This window comes from Arcticibacter sp. (assembly GCF_053551015.1).
On sequence record NZ_JBMQOB010000022.1, the window covers coordinates 166,579 to 185,877 of the forward strand.

General features: G+C 46.0%; 16 protein-coding genes. 6 read left to right on the forward strand and 10 right to left on the reverse strand.

Annotated features, from left to right (window positions below; translation table 11 throughout):
- Nucleotide 1 precedes the first annotated feature (1 nt).
- Nucleotides 2–844, reverse strand: coding sequence for an SDR family oxidoreductase (locus ACO1NU_RS15975; RefSeq protein ID WP_448819497.1), 843 nt, complete (start codon nucleotides 842–844; stop codon nucleotides 2–4).
- 44 nt (nucleotides 845–888) lie between these two features.
- On the opposite strand from ACO1NU_RS15975, the gene ACO1NU_RS15980 reads away from it, so the two are divergent.
- Nucleotides 889–1,614 (forward strand): Crp/Fnr family transcriptional regulator, encoded by a 726-nt coding sequence (locus tag ACO1NU_RS15980; protein ID WP_448819498.1) that lies wholly within the window; start codon nucleotides 889–891, stop codon nucleotides 1,612–1,614.
- A gap of 5 nt (nucleotides 1,615–1,619) precedes the next feature.
- Here ACO1NU_RS15980 and yiaK read toward each other — a convergent pair whose 3' ends face one another.
- A complete protein-coding gene (gene yiaK, locus ACO1NU_RS15985; protein WP_448819499.1) occupies nucleotides 1,620–2,591 on the reverse strand; it encodes a 3-dehydro-L-gulonate 2-dehydrogenase in 972 nt (323 codons plus the stop codon).
- 113 nt (nucleotides 2,592–2,704) lie between these two features.
- Between yiaK and ACO1NU_RS15990 the strand changes: the two genes are divergently transcribed.
- Together ACO1NU_RS15990 and ACO1NU_RS15995 are read left to right on the forward strand one after the other, a co-directional pair.
- A complete protein-coding gene (locus ACO1NU_RS15990) occupies nucleotides 2,705–3,427 on the forward strand; it encodes a pirin family protein (RefSeq protein WP_448819500.1) in 723 nt (240 codons plus the stop codon).
- Nucleotides 3,427–3,729, forward strand: a complete 303-nt coding sequence (locus ACO1NU_RS15995; protein WP_448819501.1) for a hypothetical protein — start codon at nucleotides 3,427–3,429, stop codon at nucleotides 3,727–3,729. The genes ACO1NU_RS15990 and ACO1NU_RS15995 overlap by 1 nt, the downstream gene beginning before the upstream one ends.
- Here ACO1NU_RS15995 and ACO1NU_RS16000 read toward each other — a convergent pair.
- The 3 genes from ACO1NU_RS16000 to ACO1NU_RS16010 form a co-directional block, all read right to left on the reverse strand.
- A complete protein-coding gene (locus ACO1NU_RS16000; RefSeq protein ID WP_448819502.1) occupies nucleotides 3,710–4,315 on the reverse strand; it encodes a thioredoxin family protein in 606 nt (201 codons plus the stop codon). The two genes, ACO1NU_RS15995 and ACO1NU_RS16000, sit on opposite strands and share 20 nt — an antisense overlap.
- A gap of 12 nt (nucleotides 4,316–4,327) precedes the next feature.
- Nucleotides 4,328–4,789, reverse strand: coding sequence for a TlpA disulfide reductase family protein (locus ACO1NU_RS16005; protein WP_448819503.1), 462 nt, complete (start codon nucleotides 4,787–4,789; stop codon nucleotides 4,328–4,330).
- A gap of 120 nt (nucleotides 4,790–4,909) precedes the next feature.
- Nucleotides 4,910–5,740 (reverse strand): energy transducer TonB, encoded by an 831-nt coding sequence (locus ACO1NU_RS16010; protein WP_448819504.1) that lies wholly within the window; start codon nucleotides 5,738–5,740, stop codon nucleotides 4,910–4,912.
- 260 nt (nucleotides 5,741–6,000) lie between these two features.
- Here ACO1NU_RS16010 and purL point away from each other — a divergent pair, with 260 nt between their 5' ends.
- Entirely contained in the window at nucleotides 6,001–9,669 is a 3,669-nt protein-coding gene (gene purL / locus ACO1NU_RS16015; RefSeq protein ID WP_448819505.1) for a phosphoribosylformylglycinamidine synthase, read from the forward strand.
- 57 nt (nucleotides 9,670–9,726) lie between these two features.
- On the opposite strand, the gene xth is transcribed toward purL, so the two are convergent.
- The 5 genes from xth to ACO1NU_RS16040 form a co-directional block, all read right to left on the reverse strand.
- Complete coding sequence (xth, locus tag ACO1NU_RS16020; RefSeq protein ID WP_448819506.1) at nucleotides 9,727–10,509, reverse strand: exodeoxyribonuclease III; 783 nt, start codon at nucleotides 10,507–10,509, stop codon at nucleotides 9,727–9,729.
- An 81-nt stretch (nucleotides 10,510–10,590) separates the two neighbouring features.
- Nucleotides 10,591–11,580, reverse strand: coding sequence for a phosphodiester glycosidase family protein (locus tag ACO1NU_RS16025; protein WP_448819507.1), 990 nt, complete (start codon nucleotides 11,578–11,580; stop codon nucleotides 10,591–10,593).
- A 28-nt stretch (nucleotides 11,581–11,608) separates the two neighbouring features.
- Nucleotides 11,609–12,403 carry a DUF4397 domain-containing protein gene (locus ACO1NU_RS16030; protein ID WP_448819508.1) on the reverse strand — a complete coding sequence of 265 codons (795 nt, stop codon included), beginning with the start codon at nucleotides 12,401–12,403 and terminating at the stop codon, nucleotides 11,609–11,611.
- Nucleotides 12,404–12,428: 25 nt separating this feature from the next.
- Nucleotides 12,429–14,021 (reverse strand): SusD/RagB family nutrient-binding outer membrane lipoprotein, encoded by a 1,593-nt coding sequence (locus tag ACO1NU_RS16035; RefSeq protein WP_448819509.1) that lies wholly within the window; start codon nucleotides 14,019–14,021, stop codon nucleotides 12,429–12,431.
- A 12-nt stretch (nucleotides 14,022–14,033) separates the two neighbouring features.
- Entirely contained in the window at nucleotides 14,034–17,045 is a 3,012-nt protein-coding gene (locus ACO1NU_RS16040) for a SusC/RagA family TonB-linked outer membrane protein (RefSeq protein ID WP_448819703.1), read from the reverse strand.
- Nucleotides 17,046–17,703: 658 nt separating this feature from the next.
- Between ACO1NU_RS16040 and ACO1NU_RS16045 the strand changes: the two genes are divergently transcribed.
- A complete protein-coding gene (locus ACO1NU_RS16045; protein ID WP_448819510.1) occupies nucleotides 17,704–18,897 on the forward strand; it encodes an alpha/beta hydrolase family protein in 1,194 nt (397 codons plus the stop codon).
- 70 nt (nucleotides 18,898–18,967) lie between these two features.
- Nucleotides 18,968–19,282 (forward strand): hypothetical protein, encoded by a 315-nt coding sequence (locus ACO1NU_RS16050; RefSeq protein ID WP_448819511.1) that lies wholly within the window; start codon nucleotides 18,968–18,970, stop codon nucleotides 19,280–19,282.
- Nucleotides 19,283–19,299 lie beyond the last annotated feature (17 nt).

Genomic DNA, 19,299 nt, shown 5'->3' on the forward strand with positions numbered 1-19,299 from the left:
ATTAAACTCCTGAAAATGCGCTGAAACCTCCGTCAATCGGAATAACAACGCCGGTTACGAATTGAGAGCCATCGCCACACAACCATAACAGTGTTCCTGTAAGGTCGTCCGGTGTTCCAAAACGACTCATTGGTGTATGTGATATAATTGTGTTTCCACGCTCAGTAAGGCTTCCATCAGTATTGGTCAGCAAAGTCCTGTTTTGTTCAGTAAGGAAGAAGCCCGGAGCCAATGCGTTTACCCGAATACCCACCTTCGAGAAATGTACAGCAAGCCACTGGGTAAAGTTAGATATAGCTGCCTTTGCTCCACTGTACGCTGGAATTTTCGTCAGAGGGGTGAAGGCGTTCATAGATGATATATTGATAATAGACGCTCCGGTCTTTCCTATCATATCCCGCGCAAAAACCTGCGTTGGTAACAAGGTGCCAATAAAGTTAAGATCGAAAACAAATTTAATTCCCTCAGGATCCAGATCAAAAAAGGTCTTTAATCCTTCCTCAGTTGACTCCAGATCTTCTGCAAGCAGGAAATTTTTCGATGTCGTTCCTTTCGGGTGATTTCCGCCCGCTCCGTTAATCAGGAGATCACACGGCCCGAGAAGCTCGTTAACCTTCTGATGAGCTGCTTTCAGACTCGCAAGATCGAGAACGTTACAAGCCACACCAATGGCATTACCACCTTTTTCTCTGATCTCTCCGGCCACCCGCTCAGCTGTTTCCTCTCTCAAATCTAGTATGGCTATTTTAGCTCCCTTGTCGGCAAGCGCCTGAGCCATTGTACTGCATAGCACTCCACCACCACCGGTTACTACTGCTACTTTGCCTGAAAATTCTGATGACATATCGGTATTTAGTTATTTATATTGTTGTTTGATGAGTAAAATTGATGAAAATAATCTGGCCTGAACAAGCTTCCTGCGGATTTATTTACGGAATCGTTTTCGGAAAAATGCCGCCATGTCCTGTTGTCAATGCCGTTTCGAAGCGATTTAGTTCTGCCCTTTTTCCTTTACCTTTATCTTTTATGAGCGGAGCAGACTTGATACTCGAAAACATCGCAGCATTTATTCATCTGGAAGATCAGGAGAAAGAACTGTTTACTTCCCTGCTGAAGCCCGTGATGGTCCCCCGAAAAAAGATTTTACTGCAGACAGGCGATATCTGCCGCTATTCCACCTTTGTAACCCAAGGCTGCCTCAGAGGATTTACATACGATAGGAATGGCATGGAACATGTCCTGAGTTTTGCACCCAAAGGCTGGTGGATAGCCGATATGTACAGCCTTATTTCTCAGAAACCCGGCATACTGAACATTGAGGCACTGGCAGATACCGAAGTACTCAGATTGTCTAAAACCGATCAGGAACGGATCTACCGCGAGATCCCCAAGTTCGAGCGCTTCTTCCGGATCATCATAGAAAAATCTCTGGTAGCCTCTCAGGAAAGGGTGCTCGATAATCTGAGCCTGACAGCAGAAGAACGGTACACGAAGTTCTGCGACAAATATCCCTCCCTGATAGAACATGTTCCGCTGAAGCAAGTCGCCTCCTATATCGGTGTTACGCCGGAGTTCTTCAGTAAAATGCGTAAAAACCTGTTGAAGAAAAAATAACAAAACTACATATTCAGCACATCATTCCAGATCTTTTCATTAACGGGAATTCCCTCTTTCAGATGTGTATTCCGCTTGGCCAATGTACTTTCTCCAGGATACCTCACCGCATCCTGATGTCCGGATTTTGTAAATTCAACTATCTGTTCAATGAGGGCCTCGTTTCCACTTTCTGGTTTGATAGCAATGAAGCATTGAGAAACACCCGACTCCGCTCCTCCTTTTGTTATATCGGCAGTAGTGCGTCCGCCGCTCAAAGAGGTCAGTAGTATATCTATCAGCATCGAAAGCCCTGATCCTTTCCAATAGCCAATTGGTAAAGCTCGCTGAGATGCGATGATCTTTCCTGGATCCTGGCTCAGATTGCCTTCCGCATCATATCCACCAGCGAAAGGCAGCGCTTCATTCCGGAACTTATACTCTTGCATCTTTCCGAAAGAATACTGGGATATCGCCATATCCAGAACGATGTGTCCTTCCGCCCGGGGCACTGCAATAACCATCGGGTTGTTCCCCAGCCGGGGCTCTGATCCGCCCCAAGGTGTAACGTTGGCAATGGTATTGGTAAAACAAATACCAAGATATCCTGCTTCTGCTGCCTGCCAGCCATAAGTTCCTCCTCTCATCCAATGGTTGGTGTTCCTGATTGAAACACAACCGATTCCGTATTCGCCTGCCAGTTCGATTGCACGATCCATGCACCGAATAGCATTGTAAATACCCGGCGCCAGGTTCCCTTCCCAGCTCTCAAGGGCAGCCATAGCTGTCAAACGCTCGGGCTCCGCCGATGGGATAACAAGACCATCCTGAACTGCGCGAACAAAGGAAGGAAAGCGGTTCAAACCATGGGTATGCACCCCGTCGCGACTGTTTTCCGCGAAGATACGCGCACATAGCTCAGCCCTCGCCTCCTCAAACCCGATCTTCAGTAACACCCTCCTGAACTCCTCACGTAATATCAAAAAATCAACATTCATATCATCTTGTTTAAGTATCCGGTAAACAATTACAGGTACGCTCTTTCTTAACCTAAATTAAGAAGCCTGGGTTTAAGGAAAAGTAACTTTGTATCAAATAAAACACAAACATTATGAACAATTCAGTATTACATCGGGCAAACACAAGAGGATCAGCAGATCATGGATGGCTGAAAAGCTTCCACACATTTAGCTTTGCAGGATACTACAATCCGGAACGTGTCCACTTCGGCGCGCTGCGTGTACTGAACGACGACACGGTAGACGGTGGCAGAGGCTTCGGAGATCATCCTCATGACAATATGGAAATTATCTCTATCCCTCTTGAAGGTGAGCTTCAGCATAAAGACAGCATGAGAAATATAGCAGTCATCAAAGCCGGAGAGATCCAGGTGATGAGCGCAGGCACCGGTATTTACCATGCAGAATATAACAAGAATCCAAATGAGCCTGTTAAGTTCCTCCAGATATGGGTGTTCCCCAATAAACGTGACGTGACGCCACGATACGACCAGATAAAACTGAACATTGACGACAAACCTAATGTACTGCATCAGGTCCTGTCACCTGATCCTAACGACGAAGGCGTATGGGTACATCAGGACGCATGGTTCCATATGGGTCATTTCACAAAAGGTACAAGCACCACATACAATCTGAAAAAAGAAGGCAACGGCATCTATTTCTTCGTATTGAAAGGAAGCTTCAAAGTTGACGGGCAAGACTTAGATACGCGTGATGGCTACGGTGTGTGGGACGTTCAGGAAGTTAAACTGGAAGCTGGCTCAGACGCAGAGCTGCTGATTATGGAAGTTCCAATGGAGGTACGCCTGTAATGAACAAGATCAGAATTCTGGCCGTCGGCACGAACGAAAAGATTATGCAAACCATTCTGCGGCTGATTAATCAAAATCCACTTTGGGAGGGAGATATTGCACTGTCTTCAGCATCTGCAAAAAACAGTCTGCAGGGGGCCAGATACGACCTGATCCTTTTAGGCTCAGGATCAGACGAGTCTGAGATTCGTCTGATCCTTGACTTGTATAAGCTCCACATCCCCGTGGTACTTCACTATGGGGGAGGCAGCGGACTCTTGATCGCCGAGGTGAATCAGGCCCTTAAGCCTTCTTCCACTTAACAGTACATCCAACTGCTTTGGTCTTGCTGACTGATGGTTTCTTTCCACTCATCAGCTCGTCAACGGCATTTTTCACGAAAGTCGTCTTAGAGGCATTGCTGTCGTCCTGGTCATTATCGATAGCACCTGTATATTCCACCACATTGCCCTTAGATGTTTTCGATATGATGTAAACAGTGGGCGTATGAGCTGCACCGAACTTTTTAGTTAACTGCTGATCAGCGTCCTCCAGATAAGGAAACTTAAAGTTCTTCTCCTTTGCCCTCTCCTGCATTTTTACAAAGCTGTCGCCGGGAGATGCCACAGGATCGTTGGTATTAATGGCAATTACCGGGTAACCTTTCGATGCATACTCTTCATTCAGAGCAACAATACGGCTCTCGTAAACTTTAGCTACCGGACAGGTATTACATGTAAACACGACAATAAAACCTTTAGCGGACTTAAAATCAGCCAGCGAAACCATTTTACCGTCAACATTCTTCAAGCGAAAATCGCCCACTACGGAACCGACGGAATATCCTTGTGCAGATACTTGCATGCAGATCGCAAGCAGCAGGACGCATGACAAAACAACTTTTTTCATATTAATTGGAGTTTATTTTAAGCTTTTAAGTTCTTCATAAGAAAATTCCCGCTCGTAAAGGGCCCGGCGCGAAGCGGCAGTATTGACAACCAGAGTCGCAGGTACAGAGCCGCTCCAATTTTTGTCCACGTGATCAATAAACTTCTGCTGGTCAGTTTCCTCAAATAGGAATACCTCTGATTTAATCCCATGCTTTTTCACGAACGGATCCACCAGCTGCTTCAGTTTAGATTTAGAGTCGACGCTGATCAGGATGACCTTTAGCGGAGATGTATTACTTTCCGCTTGCAGCTTCTCAAAATGCGGAAGCTCCGCAACACAGGGAGCACACCAGGTAGCCCAGAAGTTAACAACAAAGGTTGTGTCCTTACCTTCCGCCAGGCGCCGGTCGAACTCTTCCAGACTAAGCAGCTTTACCTGAGCCCGCGCCCCGGAACAGATCAGACAAATGATAATGGTGTAGAAACACTTCATGGTCAGCAAAGCGGTTTATACAAACTTAGGCATTAAATAAAAGTGAATCAAACGATTCCGCTTCTATTTAATGCCTTTAAGTTTATCGGATGCTTATCAACTCCCTGACCGGAGACCGTTCTACTGGGCTTCCAGATTCAACATGATCGGGAGGGTATACTGCACCCTGACCGGCCGTCCGTTCTGTATTCCTGCCACCCATCTTGGTGATTTCTTTAACAAGCGTACGGCCTCTTCCCCTGTTCCCATTCCCATATCTCTCACCAATTTTACGTCTGTAAGACTCCCGTCCTTTTCAACAATGAAGCTAACGATCACCCGGCCAGACACTCCCTGCTCCCTTGCTGCTGCAGGATAATTGTAATTGCGGCTGACATAGCTGTAGAACTTGGATAAACCTCCTGGGAAGTCCGGCATCTGCTCCAGGTTCACGAAATCATAAACCTTTTCACTTTCCACAATAGCAGATTGGGTTGTCGTAGATGTACCGACAGGCTGATCAATAGAAATCTCAGCCCCGGGATCTCCTTTCAGTGTTTCCGGACCCGGATCAGCCACTCTTAGCTCATCTACAGTAGGTACCTCGTCTACAACCTGGCTGGCCGGTACAACCCTGGGCGGAACAAACTTGATCTGATCTGTCCTCGGTTTAGGAGGTTCAACTACCGTGGCTGGAGGAGGAACGCTCTCATCAAGAGCCGGAGGAGTGATCAGAACCACATCTGTCTGCAGCTCCGTAGTCGAGCCCTTTATCTCACCCTCTGCCCCCTTAATGTACCTCGCGATCAGCGGTGAACTCATCACAAAAACAAACAAAAATCCACCCAACAGCATAGATCTGTTGGTAATACGACTATTGTCCATACGTAATTGATAGGCTCCATACGCCTGATTACGGCCGGTGAAGACAACATCTATCCACTGCCGGTTAAAAATATCCAATTGTGCCATTGTCGCTAGAGTTATAAATGATTCATTCTCACAGAATCATGCCTTATAAACCCATTATCATAGCGGTACCTCTACAGATGATGTGATTCGAAGACGATCCTTTGTCAACTTTATACTAGGATGGCAGACACGCTGAAAATCCACAAGAAGATTTGAAGAATTTCAAAAAGTGCTAAAAATGAACGAAAAAAGTGGTTTATTCCCTTGATCTGTTAGGCATTCCAAGCATTAAAACTAAATTTGCAGATCAAAATACTACAATGATCTATTTCTTCTCAAGTCAATCCAACATAGTTTTCGCGTTACAATCACAACAAGAGCTGTCTGAGGGCGACATTCCGAAGCTGGAATGGTTGTTTGGTGGCGCAAAGCTTAGCAATGAAAGTACTTTAACGGCACCGTTTGTCGGCCCCCGGGCTGCCATGATCACTCCTTGGAGTACCAATGCTGTGGAAATCACTCAAAACATGGGGATCCAGGGTATCATCAGGATCGAAGAATTTCGCCGTGTTGACGAGGACTTCAAGGACTTCGACCCCATGTTGTCTCAAAAATACAACGAGCTCAGCCAGGATCTGTATACCGTAAATGTTAGACCAGAAGAGATCAGGGAGATCGAGGATATTGCAGCATACAACGCTCAGGAAGGACTTTCGCTAAGCGATGAAGAAGTCGACTACCTGAACAAGCTCGCGCAACGCTTGGGTCGTCCTCTTACCGATTCTGAAGTGTTCGGCTTTTCGCAGGTCAACTCAGAACACTGCCGCCATAAAATTTTCAACGGCAAATTCGTAATAGACGGCGAGGAGCAGCCATCTTCCTTGTTCAAGCTGATTAGAAAAACATCCGAAACACATCCCAATGACATCGTTTCAGCTTATAAAGATAATGTAGCCTTTATCAAAGGCCCTAAGGTCGTTCAGTTTGCGCCTCAGCGCGCGGATATTCCCGACTACTATACAACAAGTGAATTCGAATCTGTCATCTCTGTTAAAGCTGAGACGCATAACTTCCCAACCACTGTTGAACCCTTCAACGGAGCAGCTACTGGCTCAGGTGGCGAGATCAGAGACAGGCTTGCCGGCGGACAGGGTTCTTTACCCCTTGCAGGTACAGCAGTTTATATGACCGCGCTATCCCGACTGGAAGAAAACCGGCCATGGGAACAAGGCATGGAAGAAAGGCAATGGCTTTATCAAACACCGATGGACATCCTGATCAAAGCCTCTAACGGAGCTTCTGATTTCGGAAACAAATTCGGTCAGCCACTCATTACCGGATCCGTGCTGACTTTTGAACACACCGAAGAGGATCGCAAACTTGGATACGACAAGGTCATCATGCTTGCCGGTGGTGTAGGATACGGAAAAGCCAGCCAGGCTCAGAAACAAAAGCCTGCGGAAGGTGATAAGATCGTCATTCTAGGCGGAGAAAACTACCGTATCGGTATGGGTGGTGCAGCCGTATCTTCGGCCGATACCGGAGCACTGGGTTCGGGCATTGAGCTGAATGCAGTACAACGGTCAAATCCTGAAATGCAGAAAAGAGCAGCCAACGCCGTACGTGGTATGGTAGAGAGCGACAATAACACCATCATCTCTATCCACGATCATGGTGCAGGGGGACACCTGAACTGCCTTTCAGAACTGGTAGAAGAAACCGGAGGAAAGATCGATCTGGATAAATTGCCTGTTGGCGACCCTACCCTTTCAGCCAAAGAGATCATCGGGAATGAATCACAAGAACGTATGGGTCTTGTTATCGGCCAGGAAAACCTGGATACCCTTAAGAGGATCGCCGATCGTGAACGCTCTCCCATGTACACCGTGGGAACGGTTACCGGAGACCACCGCTTTACCTTCGAATCCGCTACTACAGGAATCAAACCCATGGACCTGGAGCTGAAAGACATGTTCGGAAGCTCCCCGAAAATGGTGATGGAAGACAAGAAAGTCGACCGTAAATATCAAGCACTAGCTTACGATGCCACTATGTTCAGCACCTACCTGGAGCAGGTACTGCAGCTGGAGGCCGTAGCATGTAAAGACTGGCTGACCAATAAAGTGGACCGTTGCGTTGGCGGACGCGTTGCTAAACAGCAATGCGCAGGTCCTCTGCAGCTGCCATTAAACAACTGCGGGGTTATGGCACTCGATTTCGAAGGAAAAGAGGGTATTGCCACATCAGTAGGACATTCTCCGCTGACCGCTTTGATCGATGCCGCAGCAGGTAGCCGCAATGCAATTGCAGAGTCACTATCCAATATCGTATGGGCTCCCCTCAAAGATGGTCTGACCAGCGTATCACTTTCTGCCAACTGGATGTGGGCATGTAAAAATGAAGGCGAAGATGCACGTTTGTATGAGGCAGTAAAGGCATGCTCGGACTTTGCTATCGATCTGGGTATCAACATCCCGACAGGAAAAGACTCCCTGTCCATGAAGCAAAAATATAAAGATGGGGATGTAATCGCTCCCGGAACCGTAATCATCTCTGCAGCTGGCAACTGTAATGACATTACAGCCGTGGTTGAACCGGTGCTGCAGAAAGATGGTGGCGACATCTACTACATCAACCTGTCAAATGACGATTTCAAATTGGGAGGTTCATCCTTTGCTCAAATATTAAACAAGATTGGAGACCAAGCACCTGACATAAAAGATGCAGCAACTCTGAAACTTGTCTTCAACACACTTCAAACGCTTATAAAAGAAGGAAAGATACAAGCAGGCCACGATATCGGCAGCGGAGGTTTAATTACTTCCCTGTTGGAGATGTGTTTTGCTGACCGCGATCTGGGAGCAGATCTTGATCTCTCATCACTCGGAGAACAGGATATAGTCAAAGTTCTTTTCGCTGAAAACATCGCAGTGGTGTTCCAGGCGCACCATGAAGTAGAGGAAGCCCTTTCTGCGAACGGCATCTCCTTCCACAAAATCGGAAAAGTAACTCAAAATCCTGTACTGAGCATTAACAACAAAGGGTCTGAAACCTTGAAACTCGATATCGACAACTTGCGCGATGTTTGGTTCAAGACCTCCTATCTGCTTGACATCAAACAGAGTGGACCTGCAAAGGCTAAAGAACGCTTCGAAAACTACAAAAATCAACAGCTCAACTATTCATTCCCATCCCATTTTGACGGAAAGAAGCCCCTTATTGACTCAGGTAAACCACGCATTAAAGCTGCTATCATCCGTGAGAAAGGAAGTAATTCCGAAAGGGAAATGGCTAATGCGATGTACCTGGCAGGATTCGATGTGAAGGATGTTCACATGACCGACCTGATCTCCGGGCGCGAAACACTCGAAGATATTCAATTCATCGGCGCCGTTGGTGGATTCTCCAATTCCGATGTTCTTGGCTCTGCAAAGGGCTGGGCTGGTGCATTCCTCTATAATGAGAAGGCGAGAATAGCGCTTGAAAACTTCTTCGACCGTCCGGATACCCTTTCAGTAGGTATCTGCAATGGTTGCCAGCTGTTCATTGAATTAGGATTGATCAACAAAGATCATGCAGACAAGCCAAAGATGCTGCATAACGATTCTAACAAACACGAAAGCGGCTTTACCTCACTGACTATCCAGGAAAATAACTCCGTTATGCTATCCAGCCTTGCAGGCAGTACACTTGGTGTATGGATCTCACACGGAGAAGGTAAATTCCAATTGCCAATGGATCAGGACCAATACCAGATTGTAGCCAAATACGGATACGAAAGCTATCCGGCTAATCCAAACGGATCCGGATATAATACTGCTATCCTATGTGATGATACAGGTCGCCACCTGGTTACGATGCCGCATATCGAACGCTCCATATTCCAATGGAACTGGGCGCACTATCCTGCAGGAAGAAAAGACGAAGTTACACCATGGATGGAAGCTTTCGTCAATGCAAGGAAGTGGTTAGAAGCTCACCAAAAGTAATCAGCTGATCAACTTAAAAAAGCAAGCAGAACTAAACTGCTTGCTTTTTTTATGCCTTTATTTGTTGGTATCCGCCAGCTCAATCCACACCGGTGCATGATCACTGGTCTTCTCCCAGCCACGCACATTCTTGTCCACTCCCGCAGCGAGCAGACGCTTGTCGAGTTGCGGGCTCAATAAGAAATGATCAATGCGCAATCCCGCATCGCGTCCATAAGCATTGCGGAAATAGTCCCAGAAGGTATATATCTTCTGATCGGGATAAAGCTTCCTTAAAGCATCTGTCCAGCCCTGATCAACAAGCGTCTTAAACGCCTTCCGTACTTCAGGTCTGAATAAAGCATCCTCTACCCAGCGCTCCGGCTTATACACATCAAGATCTGTAGGCATCACATTGTAGTCTCCCGTTAATACAACAGGCTCTCCAGACTGCAGCAATTCTGCGGCATGCGTCGTCAGCCTTTCAAACCAGCGCATTTTATACTCAAGCTTGGGTCCCGGTGCCGGATTTCCGTTAGGAAGATACAGGCAGCCTACCCGTATGCCGTCCACGATCGCCTCAATATACCTGCTGTGCTCGTCTTCCGGGTCACCCGGCAGTACGCGTATAACCTCCTTGATTTCTCTGTTGCGGGCAAGAATGGCAACACCATTCCAACTCTTCTGTCCGTGCCAGATAGCATTATACCCTGCATCCCGGATAGCCTGTTCCGGAAACTTCTCCTGAGGAGCCTTCAGCTCCTGAAGGCATACTATATCCGGACGCGATTCTTCCAGCCACCGCAACAGAACGGGCAGCCTGCCATTCACTCCATTGACATTATATGTTGCTATTTTCATATCATACAAAATCATTAAACATAAAAAGCCACCGCGAAGTTCTTCAAAACCTGCGGTGGCCTAAAATATCAGCTCAACCAGCTAGTTAGCCACTACAAAGCCCCAACCGTTTGCGACGGTCGACTCAAGCTTTTTAGGGTGATGATTTTTCATCGTCCACTGATCTGAGCTACTGCTTCCAGCGACCAAAGTAGAACTTAGACCACCACTCAAATTGATCGCACGGGTAGTGCCTAGTGTCTGCATGATCTTAGCAAGATCGTTCACATTAATTCCGATAGAGTATTCTTCCTGCCCCCCGTCTACCACAACAGCATACACCACATTCGAAGCGGTATATCCCAACGCTGTCCTGGCCGTCAGTGTAGCATCGGTAGAGGAAATAGTTTGCCCCTCCTTCACGAGCCACTGTCTTCCTCCAATAGCATGCTGAATATTGGTTAATGTAATGCCGGGCACTTCAGCCCTTGTTATTGGGTCCAGTCCACCTATAACCGGAGTTTTGTCTTTCAACAGGGCGAAATAAGAACTGCTGGTGGTTGTGCGAGTCGTCTTCAAACCGAACCCGTCTATATAGAAATATCCATCCGGCAAGCCAGTAGTACTGTAGACGTCACCATTGATTGCAGCCATGATCTTTGATGAGGGCTTCTGATTATCCTTACACATCTCAGATAAACGCTGCAAGCCATTCAGATAGTCATTATAAGGAAGAAGTGCCTGCATGGTGAGCTTCGGGTTTTTCAGGTCTGCCTCAAGAATAAACATGGTCACAGGTAAATCTGCCTGACCCACATAGGAGAGTTTAGTCAGCGCAAGCCCATCGGCAATGCGCGTCAGCGTGTCTGACTTAAATTGCTTGACAAGACCGGTTCCCGAAATGAGTTTCTGAGTTAGATCAGTGACGTCTGTATCGACAACCTCGGGAGGTGTCACAACCTCAACATTGTCCTCTGAATCGTCCTTGCAGCCCGAAAAGCTAGCCATCATGACCAGAAGTGCCATGCAATACGGCGACACCTGCGACAATATATATCTGCCGGCTCTTACCGGCTTCGTAAATTTTCTCATATTCTATTAATTAGAATTAAATACTTAACTACCGGATGTGAAAGAATGAAACATAAGGCATCGTCGGCGCTACCTTCACACCGTTATACCCCAGTGCATACACCGTGTACGTTCGCTGGTTTAACAACGTACTTGCACTCGTATAAGAGGCCAACACGGTCGCAGTAGTAACGGCAGCACCAGCCGGACGGATTTTCCAGGTCCTGCCAGCAGCTCGGTTTAAGGTAATGTATTCACTGCTTTCCAGATATTTGATACCGGAAGCAACTTTCTTGTCAGCGAGCACGCTAGTTGCATTCTGACCATAATAAAGATCAACCTCGGGCACATTAGGCATCAGGTTAATAAACCGGTATCGCGCGTATCCTGAATCCGGCATAGAAAAGTCTTCTTCTGTCATCACCGACTTGGTCAGCTTGCCTGTATCTGTAAAATGAACGGTATAACGCTTGCCGGCTTCCAGCTTTACATTCGTCGAATACAGGGTTAAAGAATCGAGCCCATCATCCTTACTGTGTGGCAGCACAACGTCGATCTTTACATCTCCTGGTTTGATACTCAAAAAGTCGGCTCTGACATCGCCCAAAGTATTATAGCCACCGCCCGGAAAAGGCTGCCTTCCTCTGATTAGTGGCGTCACCCGCTTACCGTTGAACTTAATGAACACATACCGGTTATCTGGATATAAAGAAGCATAGTTCAGCTTCACAACTGCATCGCTGGCTGACACATACTCTGTGTCTCCATAATTTATTTCATTCCTGTCACATGCTGCTATCGCAAAGATGGCTATGCAAAAGGACATCACTAAAAATAGTCTCATTTGTAAATTCGTTAAATGTGAAGGATTAAGGTTTGCTGAACCAAAGTTCTTTAGTCATATAGTCGCGGTCGAGCCCCTGCCACTTCTCTAATTCCTTTTGGTTCCAAACGTACTCAGAATTGTATCTTGGCCGGAAACGATATGCAAACTTCCCGTTGTTATCTGCGCTCAGCTCAGTTCTTGTTAACTGATAATAGTTCCGGAAAATAGTGGCGTCATAGTGATACTTGCGGATATCGGTCCATTGCTCCAGGAAAGCCCAGCCCCATTGTGCAATGTATTTTTGCCCCATTATATCGGTTAAAGTCAGCTCCGCTGGAGAATGGGCTACTTCTGAAGAATTCAAATAGTTTGCAATCTCGAGGGGAGTGATCGCGGGCGCAGGACTCTTAGATGTCCTTCCGTAGAGGTTTACGAAGTCCATATGAGCCAGGATTCCACTTCTGTAAGCCGCTAAGGCTGCCATCTTATCTCCTTTCAGGTACAGGGCCTCAGCTTTTGCAAATTGCAACTGGGCATAAGTCATGATGGGATATCGGGCGTTGTCGGTGAAAAGGTAATGGCCTTCAAGGCTGGCGGTGCTGGATGCTAAATACCCTAACAGAGGCGCAACTTCTGTAACAGCTGCTTTAGTCGGCACCGATCCCACATACTTACGCGTTAGGGTATGCGGGACAAGCATTCTCGGCAACCGCGGATCAATATATGCCGTTGTATCGGTGATCACTGTGTCACCTCTCGTACGACCCGTTAGATAGTCTACTATATTCGTCGCGGGCCGTGAATAGTAAGTAGATGTCAGCAATCCCGAAGTCGGGCCAAAAGGATTTACATCCGTAGAGGCAGCTGCAGAGAAAAATATGGTCGCATCCTCAGCGGAAGTCGCAAAAGAAAGATCTGTATATTTAACAACACTATCAGCATACCGTGAAGCATATTCAGGCTTATTAACCAAATGACTGTACTGCAAGGCGAATAAGCCATATACAAACTTTCTCCATCTCAACATATTACCCCGGTAGATATTATCACCGGTTACATCGTTTAGCTTTGATGACTGATCGATCGGACTCTTCATATTCGAATATTTGAGTGCCAATGCACCCCACTCGCGTACCCGCGCGTATACCTCATCCTGATCATGATACGGAAAGGAAAGCATTCCCGGAGTAAATGCCTCATCGAGAATGATCGGGCCATGCAGATCAGTGGCTTGCTGATAAGCCCATGCTTTAATGGCGTAACCGATAGCTGCATATTCATACTTTTTATTGGCTAGCGCATCGTTGATCATGTTCTCCAGATTAAGACCCAGATCCACATAAGTCATTCTCCAAATCACTCCCCCCACGTCACTCCCTGCGGGGAAGCCATGTCGCTCCCAGATTACTGAAGCAACATCAGTTACAGATCCCGTCAAGCCCTGCGTTAATTTGCCAATTACCCGGTAGTCCTGAGACGTGCCATTAGCCATCTGATATGTAATAGGCGCCAGTAAAAACTCTGCCCGGGCTTCCTGTGGAACAGACGGGTTACTGTTAATATCCAAATACTTTTTGCACCCTCCTGTCAGCAGTGCAATCACCGCCAGACACACAATTTTATATAGTTTCAGCATTTTAGTTCAATCTTATAGTTTAAGCCTAAGACCCAGGTTCATCCCTATAGGCTTTCCAACATTCCCGTTGTCAATACCATATCCTCCCACTCCGCCAAGTGCCGGCGTATTTGCGTTGCTCTCAGGATCCATTCCAGAGTAGTTCGATATCAGTACGAGATCTCTGAGCGTAACGAAAGCGCTTAGACTCTCTGCAAATTTCAGCCTGGATAATACCGACTTTGGCATGGTAAAGTTCAACGTAACATCCCTTAAGCGAAGCGCTTTAATATTCCGCTCAATAAACATTTCGGGCCCTACATTAGTGGTGTAATAATTTGAATTAAGATAAGGGGTCACCGCAATGGTGTTAGGCGTTGGGTTGGCTGTGTTTTCAAGTCCATCCTGTAGCACACCTTTGATAATCCGTGGAACTTCCCTGTCCAATGTTTTCAAACTAATCATTCGCGTATAATTCAGATACTCTGTGCCATTAAGCACGTCACCTCCATATCTTAAGTCCCACAGGAACGAAAGGCCCAAATTCTTGTACCTAAACCGGTTAACAAGCCCTACGGTAAATTTTGGATTCCTATCACCGATGGGGTAATATTTCGTATCGGTAGAGGTAATGGGCAACCCGGTAGCAGGGTTAATCAGCAAATCGCCATTATTGTTGCGTGGTAAAATATTACCACTAATAGCAGTTGTACTATAACCCGGATGGACCGCACTTCTTACGCCATTAAAAAGCCATGTATCTGAATCATATAGCTCAGGTAATTCTTCAGCGATACTCAACACCTTGCCTCTGTTACGAGAGAAGTTAACCGTGAAATCATAGTTGAATGAAGGCCTCCTAACAGGATTTACATTCAACTGTACCTCTACGCCTTTATTCACTACCGCCCCTCCGTTCATCAGCCTAAGTACAAAGCCGCTTCCATAACTTAATCTTGGATTAATGATTTGGGCATCGCTACGGAGACTGTAGTATGTGAAGTCTACCCCAATCCGATTTTTAAGGAACTGCATTTCAAAGCCCGTTTCGAAATTGGTCGACTTCTCCGGTTTCAGGTTAGGATTACCTCCATAATAATCAAGACCGAAACCACCGCCTGTGGAAGATTTACCGACCAGGTTCGAACCTGTTGAGTACTCCCTCCAAGGTTCTTTTCCGGTCAATGCAACGGATGCCCTTAACTTACCATAGCTCAGCCAGGGCATCGCATTGGCGAGAGATTGGATCTCTGTGAAGTTAAAGGCTAAACTCGTCAATGGATAAACAAAGTACGGGTTGTTCGGCATTAACTTAGATGCACCATCCATTCGCAAACCCAGCGTTAAGAAGACCAGACTTTCGTAACCAAGCACTGCTTGCCCGAACATCCCGACCTTCCTTACCTGACTGATCACATTTCTCGACCGCTGACTTGTAGGCAAAGTATTGTTGATGCTTTTGAAATTTGGATCGAAGAATTGCTCTCCTCGCTGAGAGTCCACATTGATCTCATTATTACTAATATCAGCACCGATGATGTAGGTATTGTTGAAACGTCCGAAACTATGACGCGCTGTTGCATTTGCAGTAGCATTCAGAATCCTTACCGTTCTTTCATACGTTTCGATGAAACCTCCTGTAGGATCATCATCAGAGCCGGAGCCACGGTAAGACTGTGGATGATATACGCGCATACCTTCCGTATTGGTAATATTCGCACCTCCTATCGCCGTAATCGTCAACCAGTTGGTGGGAGTAAACTGCAGGTTTGTATTTACTCTAAAGGCGGTACCGCTATCCTCATTTGTGTTTTTGTAAATATCCCAAAGAGGATTATCCATCTCACTGTATATACTACCTACATAAAGGCGTCGATTGCCATTTTCATCCTGCCAATTATTGATGTCGTAAGAGGAGTTAAAACGGGAAAGACCCACCATGTAGCCATTCAGTCCCTTATTAGACTTCACATTGTCAGAATTGGTAAAGGAGAACGTTGATGTCAGCTTCAATAGTCTGCTTATTGTACCTACCCCAGTGACAGTACTGGTAAGACGCTTGTAACTCGTCGTCGGTACAGTACCATCCTCATCGTAGTATTGATTCGACCATCTGTAAGAGAATTTATCGGTTCCTCCTTCAAATGAGAGAGAATGGTTGTTAGCAACGCCTACCTGAAAAAATTCCTTTGCATTATCATAAATCTTTGTCCCCTCTACAAAGGCAGGGCCGCCATATATGGTCGTATTGCTGGCAAATACACCGTTTTGACCTGAGTTATATTTCTGTTGAAAGAGAGGGAAACGGTTCACCTTTTGCAACGCAACTGATCCGCTATAATTTATAGTTCCTTTCCCTGCTTTACCCTTTTTCGTGGTAATAAGAATTGCACCGCTAGCCCCCGAACTTCCATATAAAGCCGTCGCTTCAGGACCTTTCATAACGGAGTAGCTCTCGATATCCTCCGGACTGACGTTCATTGCTCCATTTGAATAATCACGGTCCTGATTGGTGCCGACCGATCCTAATTGGTTTTCATTCAAAATGGAGTTATCTATCGGTACTCCATCGACAACGATCAAGGCATTATTATCCCCACTAATGGAAACGAAGCCTCTGAGAACAATTTGCGCAGAAGCACCAGGATTACCACTCGTCGAATTAATAGAAAGACCTGGTACTCTGCCTTGAAGACCGCCGAAAAAATCGGCTCTTTGGGTCTGTGCAACTTCATCCCCTTTCACGGTGGGAATGGAATATCCGAGAGATTTTGAATCCCGGTTTACCCCCTGACCTGTAACCACAACCTCGTTGAGCGAGGCAGAACTCGACTCCAAGGCAACATTAATCGTATTTGAGGTCCCGACAGTCCGTTCTACAGTAGTCGTTCCTACAAAAGAAAACGTTAAAACCTGACCAGAACTCGCCTGAATGGAGAAACTCCCCTGGGATCCCGTGCTTGTGCCAGTCTGAGATCCTTTAACTTTTACGGAAACCCCTGGTAGAGGCTCTCCATCCTCTGCAGAAGTTACCTTTCCGGTGATAGTTCGCTGCTGCGCATGAACCTAAGCGGCAATAAAGACCAGCCCCACCACAAAATTGAGTAGTCGTTTAATCATATTGAAAGAAATTAATTGAAAGCAGAATTAAAACAGAGATTCCGGTTAGCGATTCGACGTCTCGAACTGATAAGGCATCCAGTTTACTTTAAACCAGCGGTTTAGTATCTCTAATATAGATATGAAAATGAAAAAAGATGCATGTTTCGAAAAAAAAACGTACAAATCCGAACTTTTTATATAAAAACTCGCATCTCCGCAGTAAAAATCAATTTAAGACGACCATATTTTCAAAATAAATGGCATTCTATTACCATAACAACATAAACTTTGGCATTAAGATGTAATTTACAATAATCTTTAACGGACAAAAAGTCAAACGTAGCACAACTAGCGACAGCGTAAATGGCGTCTAGGTTTATAATTGCACTTGATAATAAACAGTTTTTGAAATATTAATTCGTAAACCTGGGTATTTTTTAATTGGCTTATTAAAGATAATGATTGAAAACCGCATAAACAAGCAAATAAACAGCCCCAACCAAATAAAATCACAATAACCTATTATTCAGTATATTACATTTGAAAAAGCCGATACAAACCCGTAATATAGCTAATAACGCCACATCTAAAATCTCGCCTCATGAAAAAGAAAGTTTTACACCTCTTCTACTTTATCCTCTTCGTCACCTCCATCTCAAGCTGCTCCAAAGATCATGACGATCAAGACGAACCACAGAATCAATACCTGGTTAGCAGTCAACTTGTAGCAGAGGTCGGCGCGGACGAAATAAAGTCCCGTCTCCCCCAGGCTGCACCACTGATTAGCAGTAGCGTAAAGGCATATAAGATCGCTTACAAGACAGAGTTCCCCAAAGGAACCTCCATCACAGCATCAGGGCTGGTTATTATACCGGACAAAGCTCCACAAACTTTGACCTTGCTCGGCTATCAACATGGAACGATCACGACCCAGGATGAAGCCCCATCAGCATACAAGCCTGTCGGCAACATGGAAGCTTACCTCGGCGGAACGATTGGAGCATCCCTTGCCAAAGGATATATCGTCGTGATGCCCGACTATATCGGCTTCGGAGATAGTAAACAGATCCAGCATCTTTACCAGGAGAAATCCAGTCTGGCATCAGCCTGCCTTGACATGTTAAAAGCAGCAAAAGAATTTGCAGACGAAAAGAAACTCCAAACAAAAAAAGAGATTCGCTTACTGGGATACTCCGAAGGCGGATACGCCACAATGGCTTTACATCAGGCTATTCAGGAACAGGGAGACGAGTGGTTTAAAGTTGAAGCGAGTTACCCCGCAGCGGGCGCTTATGACATGGTAGGAACTGCTCAATGGGCAGTTTCGCGAAACGAAGACCTTCCGCAGGGAGCCACATCATTTTACCTCTGGACATTGCTGACCTACAACAATCTGTATCAGCTGAAAATCCCGCTTACAGACATGATTCAACCCAATCATGCCGCCGCTGTAGCCCAGGCCATCTCACAGGGCAAGCCGTTGGCAGCTCCAATTCCCAATAATCCACACGAGCTATTTACCACCGCCTTCATCCAGGGAATCCAAAACGGCACCAATATGCCCTTCATGGCTGCTCTGGAACGAAATAACGTGTACAACTGGAAACCAGCTTCACCGCTAACCCTCTTCCATGCCGCAGCAGACAAAATTGTTCCTGTTCTCAACGCAGAAAGAGCTCAACAGACGATGAACGCACTTGGCGGAAATGTTCAGTTTATCTCATTAGGAAATACCGGCCACCGGGAAGCTATTCCTAACTATATAACCACTGTACTCGCCAGACTAGCTCTCTGACACGCTGCTGTTATAATCGAAACAGAACGCCGGCATTACATGTTATATACTGGTATATAAACAAATAGCTATGAAAACGAAATGGAAAAGCATACTTTTTGCACTCGCGATCAGTATCCCACTTGCAACCATTGCTCAGAACGGTAACGACACGCTTAAAGTAAATCCTGACCCGGCAATCAAAAAGACCGCGAAGAAAGTAGGCAACAAAACTTCTGAAATAGCTGCGAAAGGCGCGGCCAAGGTTGTTGATAAAACTTACAAAGATAAAGTAGGACCACAAGGACAGACCATTTATATCGACAACCAATCCCGGTACTATTATGTCAATAAAAAAGGAACCAGGGTTTATGTGAGTAAGTCAAAGCTAAAACCCGCTAAGTAAATTATTAGAATCTGCGT

Bases quoted from the DNA above. Each gene is read 5' to 3' on its own strand.
- ACO1NU_RS15980 (WP_448819498.1), top strand. From the start codon at position 889: ATGAAAATAATCTGGCCTGAACAAGCTTCCTGCGGATTTATTTACGGA.
- ACO1NU_RS16030 (WP_448819508.1), bottom strand. From the start codon at position 12,403: ATGAGACTATTTTTAGTGATGTCCTTTTGCATAGCCATCTTTGCGATA.
- ACO1NU_RS16050 (WP_448819511.1), top strand. From the start codon at position 18,968: ATGAAAACGAAATGGAAAAGCATACTTTTTGCACTCGCGATCAGTATC.
- ACO1NU_RS15995 (WP_448819501.1), top strand. From the start codon at position 3,427: ATGAACAAGATCAGAATTCTGGCCGTCGGCACGAACGAAAAGATTATG.
- ACO1NU_RS15990 (WP_448819500.1), top strand. From the start codon at position 2,705: ATGAACAATTCAGTATTACATCGGGCAAACACAAGAGGATCAGCAGAT.
- ACO1NU_RS15975 (WP_448819497.1), bottom strand. From the start codon at position 844: ATGTCATCAGAATTTTCAGGCAAAGTAGCAGTAGTAACCGGTGGTGGT.
- ACO1NU_RS16035 (WP_448819509.1), bottom strand. From the start codon at position 14,021: ATGCTGAAACTATATAAAATTGTGTGTCTGGCGGTGATTGCACTGCTG.
- ACO1NU_RS16000 (WP_448819502.1), bottom strand. From the start codon at position 4,315: ATGAAAAAAGTTGTTTTGTCATGCGTCCTGCTGCTTGCGATCTGCATG.
- ACO1NU_RS16005 (WP_448819503.1), bottom strand. From the start codon at position 4,789: ATGAAGTGTTTCTACACCATTATCATTTGTCTGATCTGTTCCGGGGCG.
- purL (WP_448819505.1), top strand. From the start codon at position 6,001: ATGATCTATTTCTTCTCAAGTCAATCCAACATAGTTTTCGCGTTACAA.
- ACO1NU_RS16025 (WP_448819507.1), bottom strand. From the start codon at position 11,580: ATGAGAAAATTTACGAAGCCGGTAAGAGCCGGCAGATATATATTGTCG.
- xth (WP_448819506.1), bottom strand. From the start codon at position 10,509: ATGAAAATAGCAACATATAATGTCAATGGAGTGAATGGCAGGCTGCCC.
- ACO1NU_RS16045 (WP_448819510.1), top strand. From the start codon at position 17,704: ATGAAAAAGAAAGTTTTACACCTCTTCTACTTTATCCTCTTCGTCACC.
- ACO1NU_RS16010 (WP_448819504.1), bottom strand. From the start codon at position 5,740: ATGGCACAATTGGATATTTTTAACCGGCAGTGGATAGATGTTGTCTTC.
- yiaK (WP_448819499.1), bottom strand. From the start codon at position 2,591: ATGAATGTTGATTTTTTGATATTACGTGAGGAGTTCAGGAGGGTGTTA.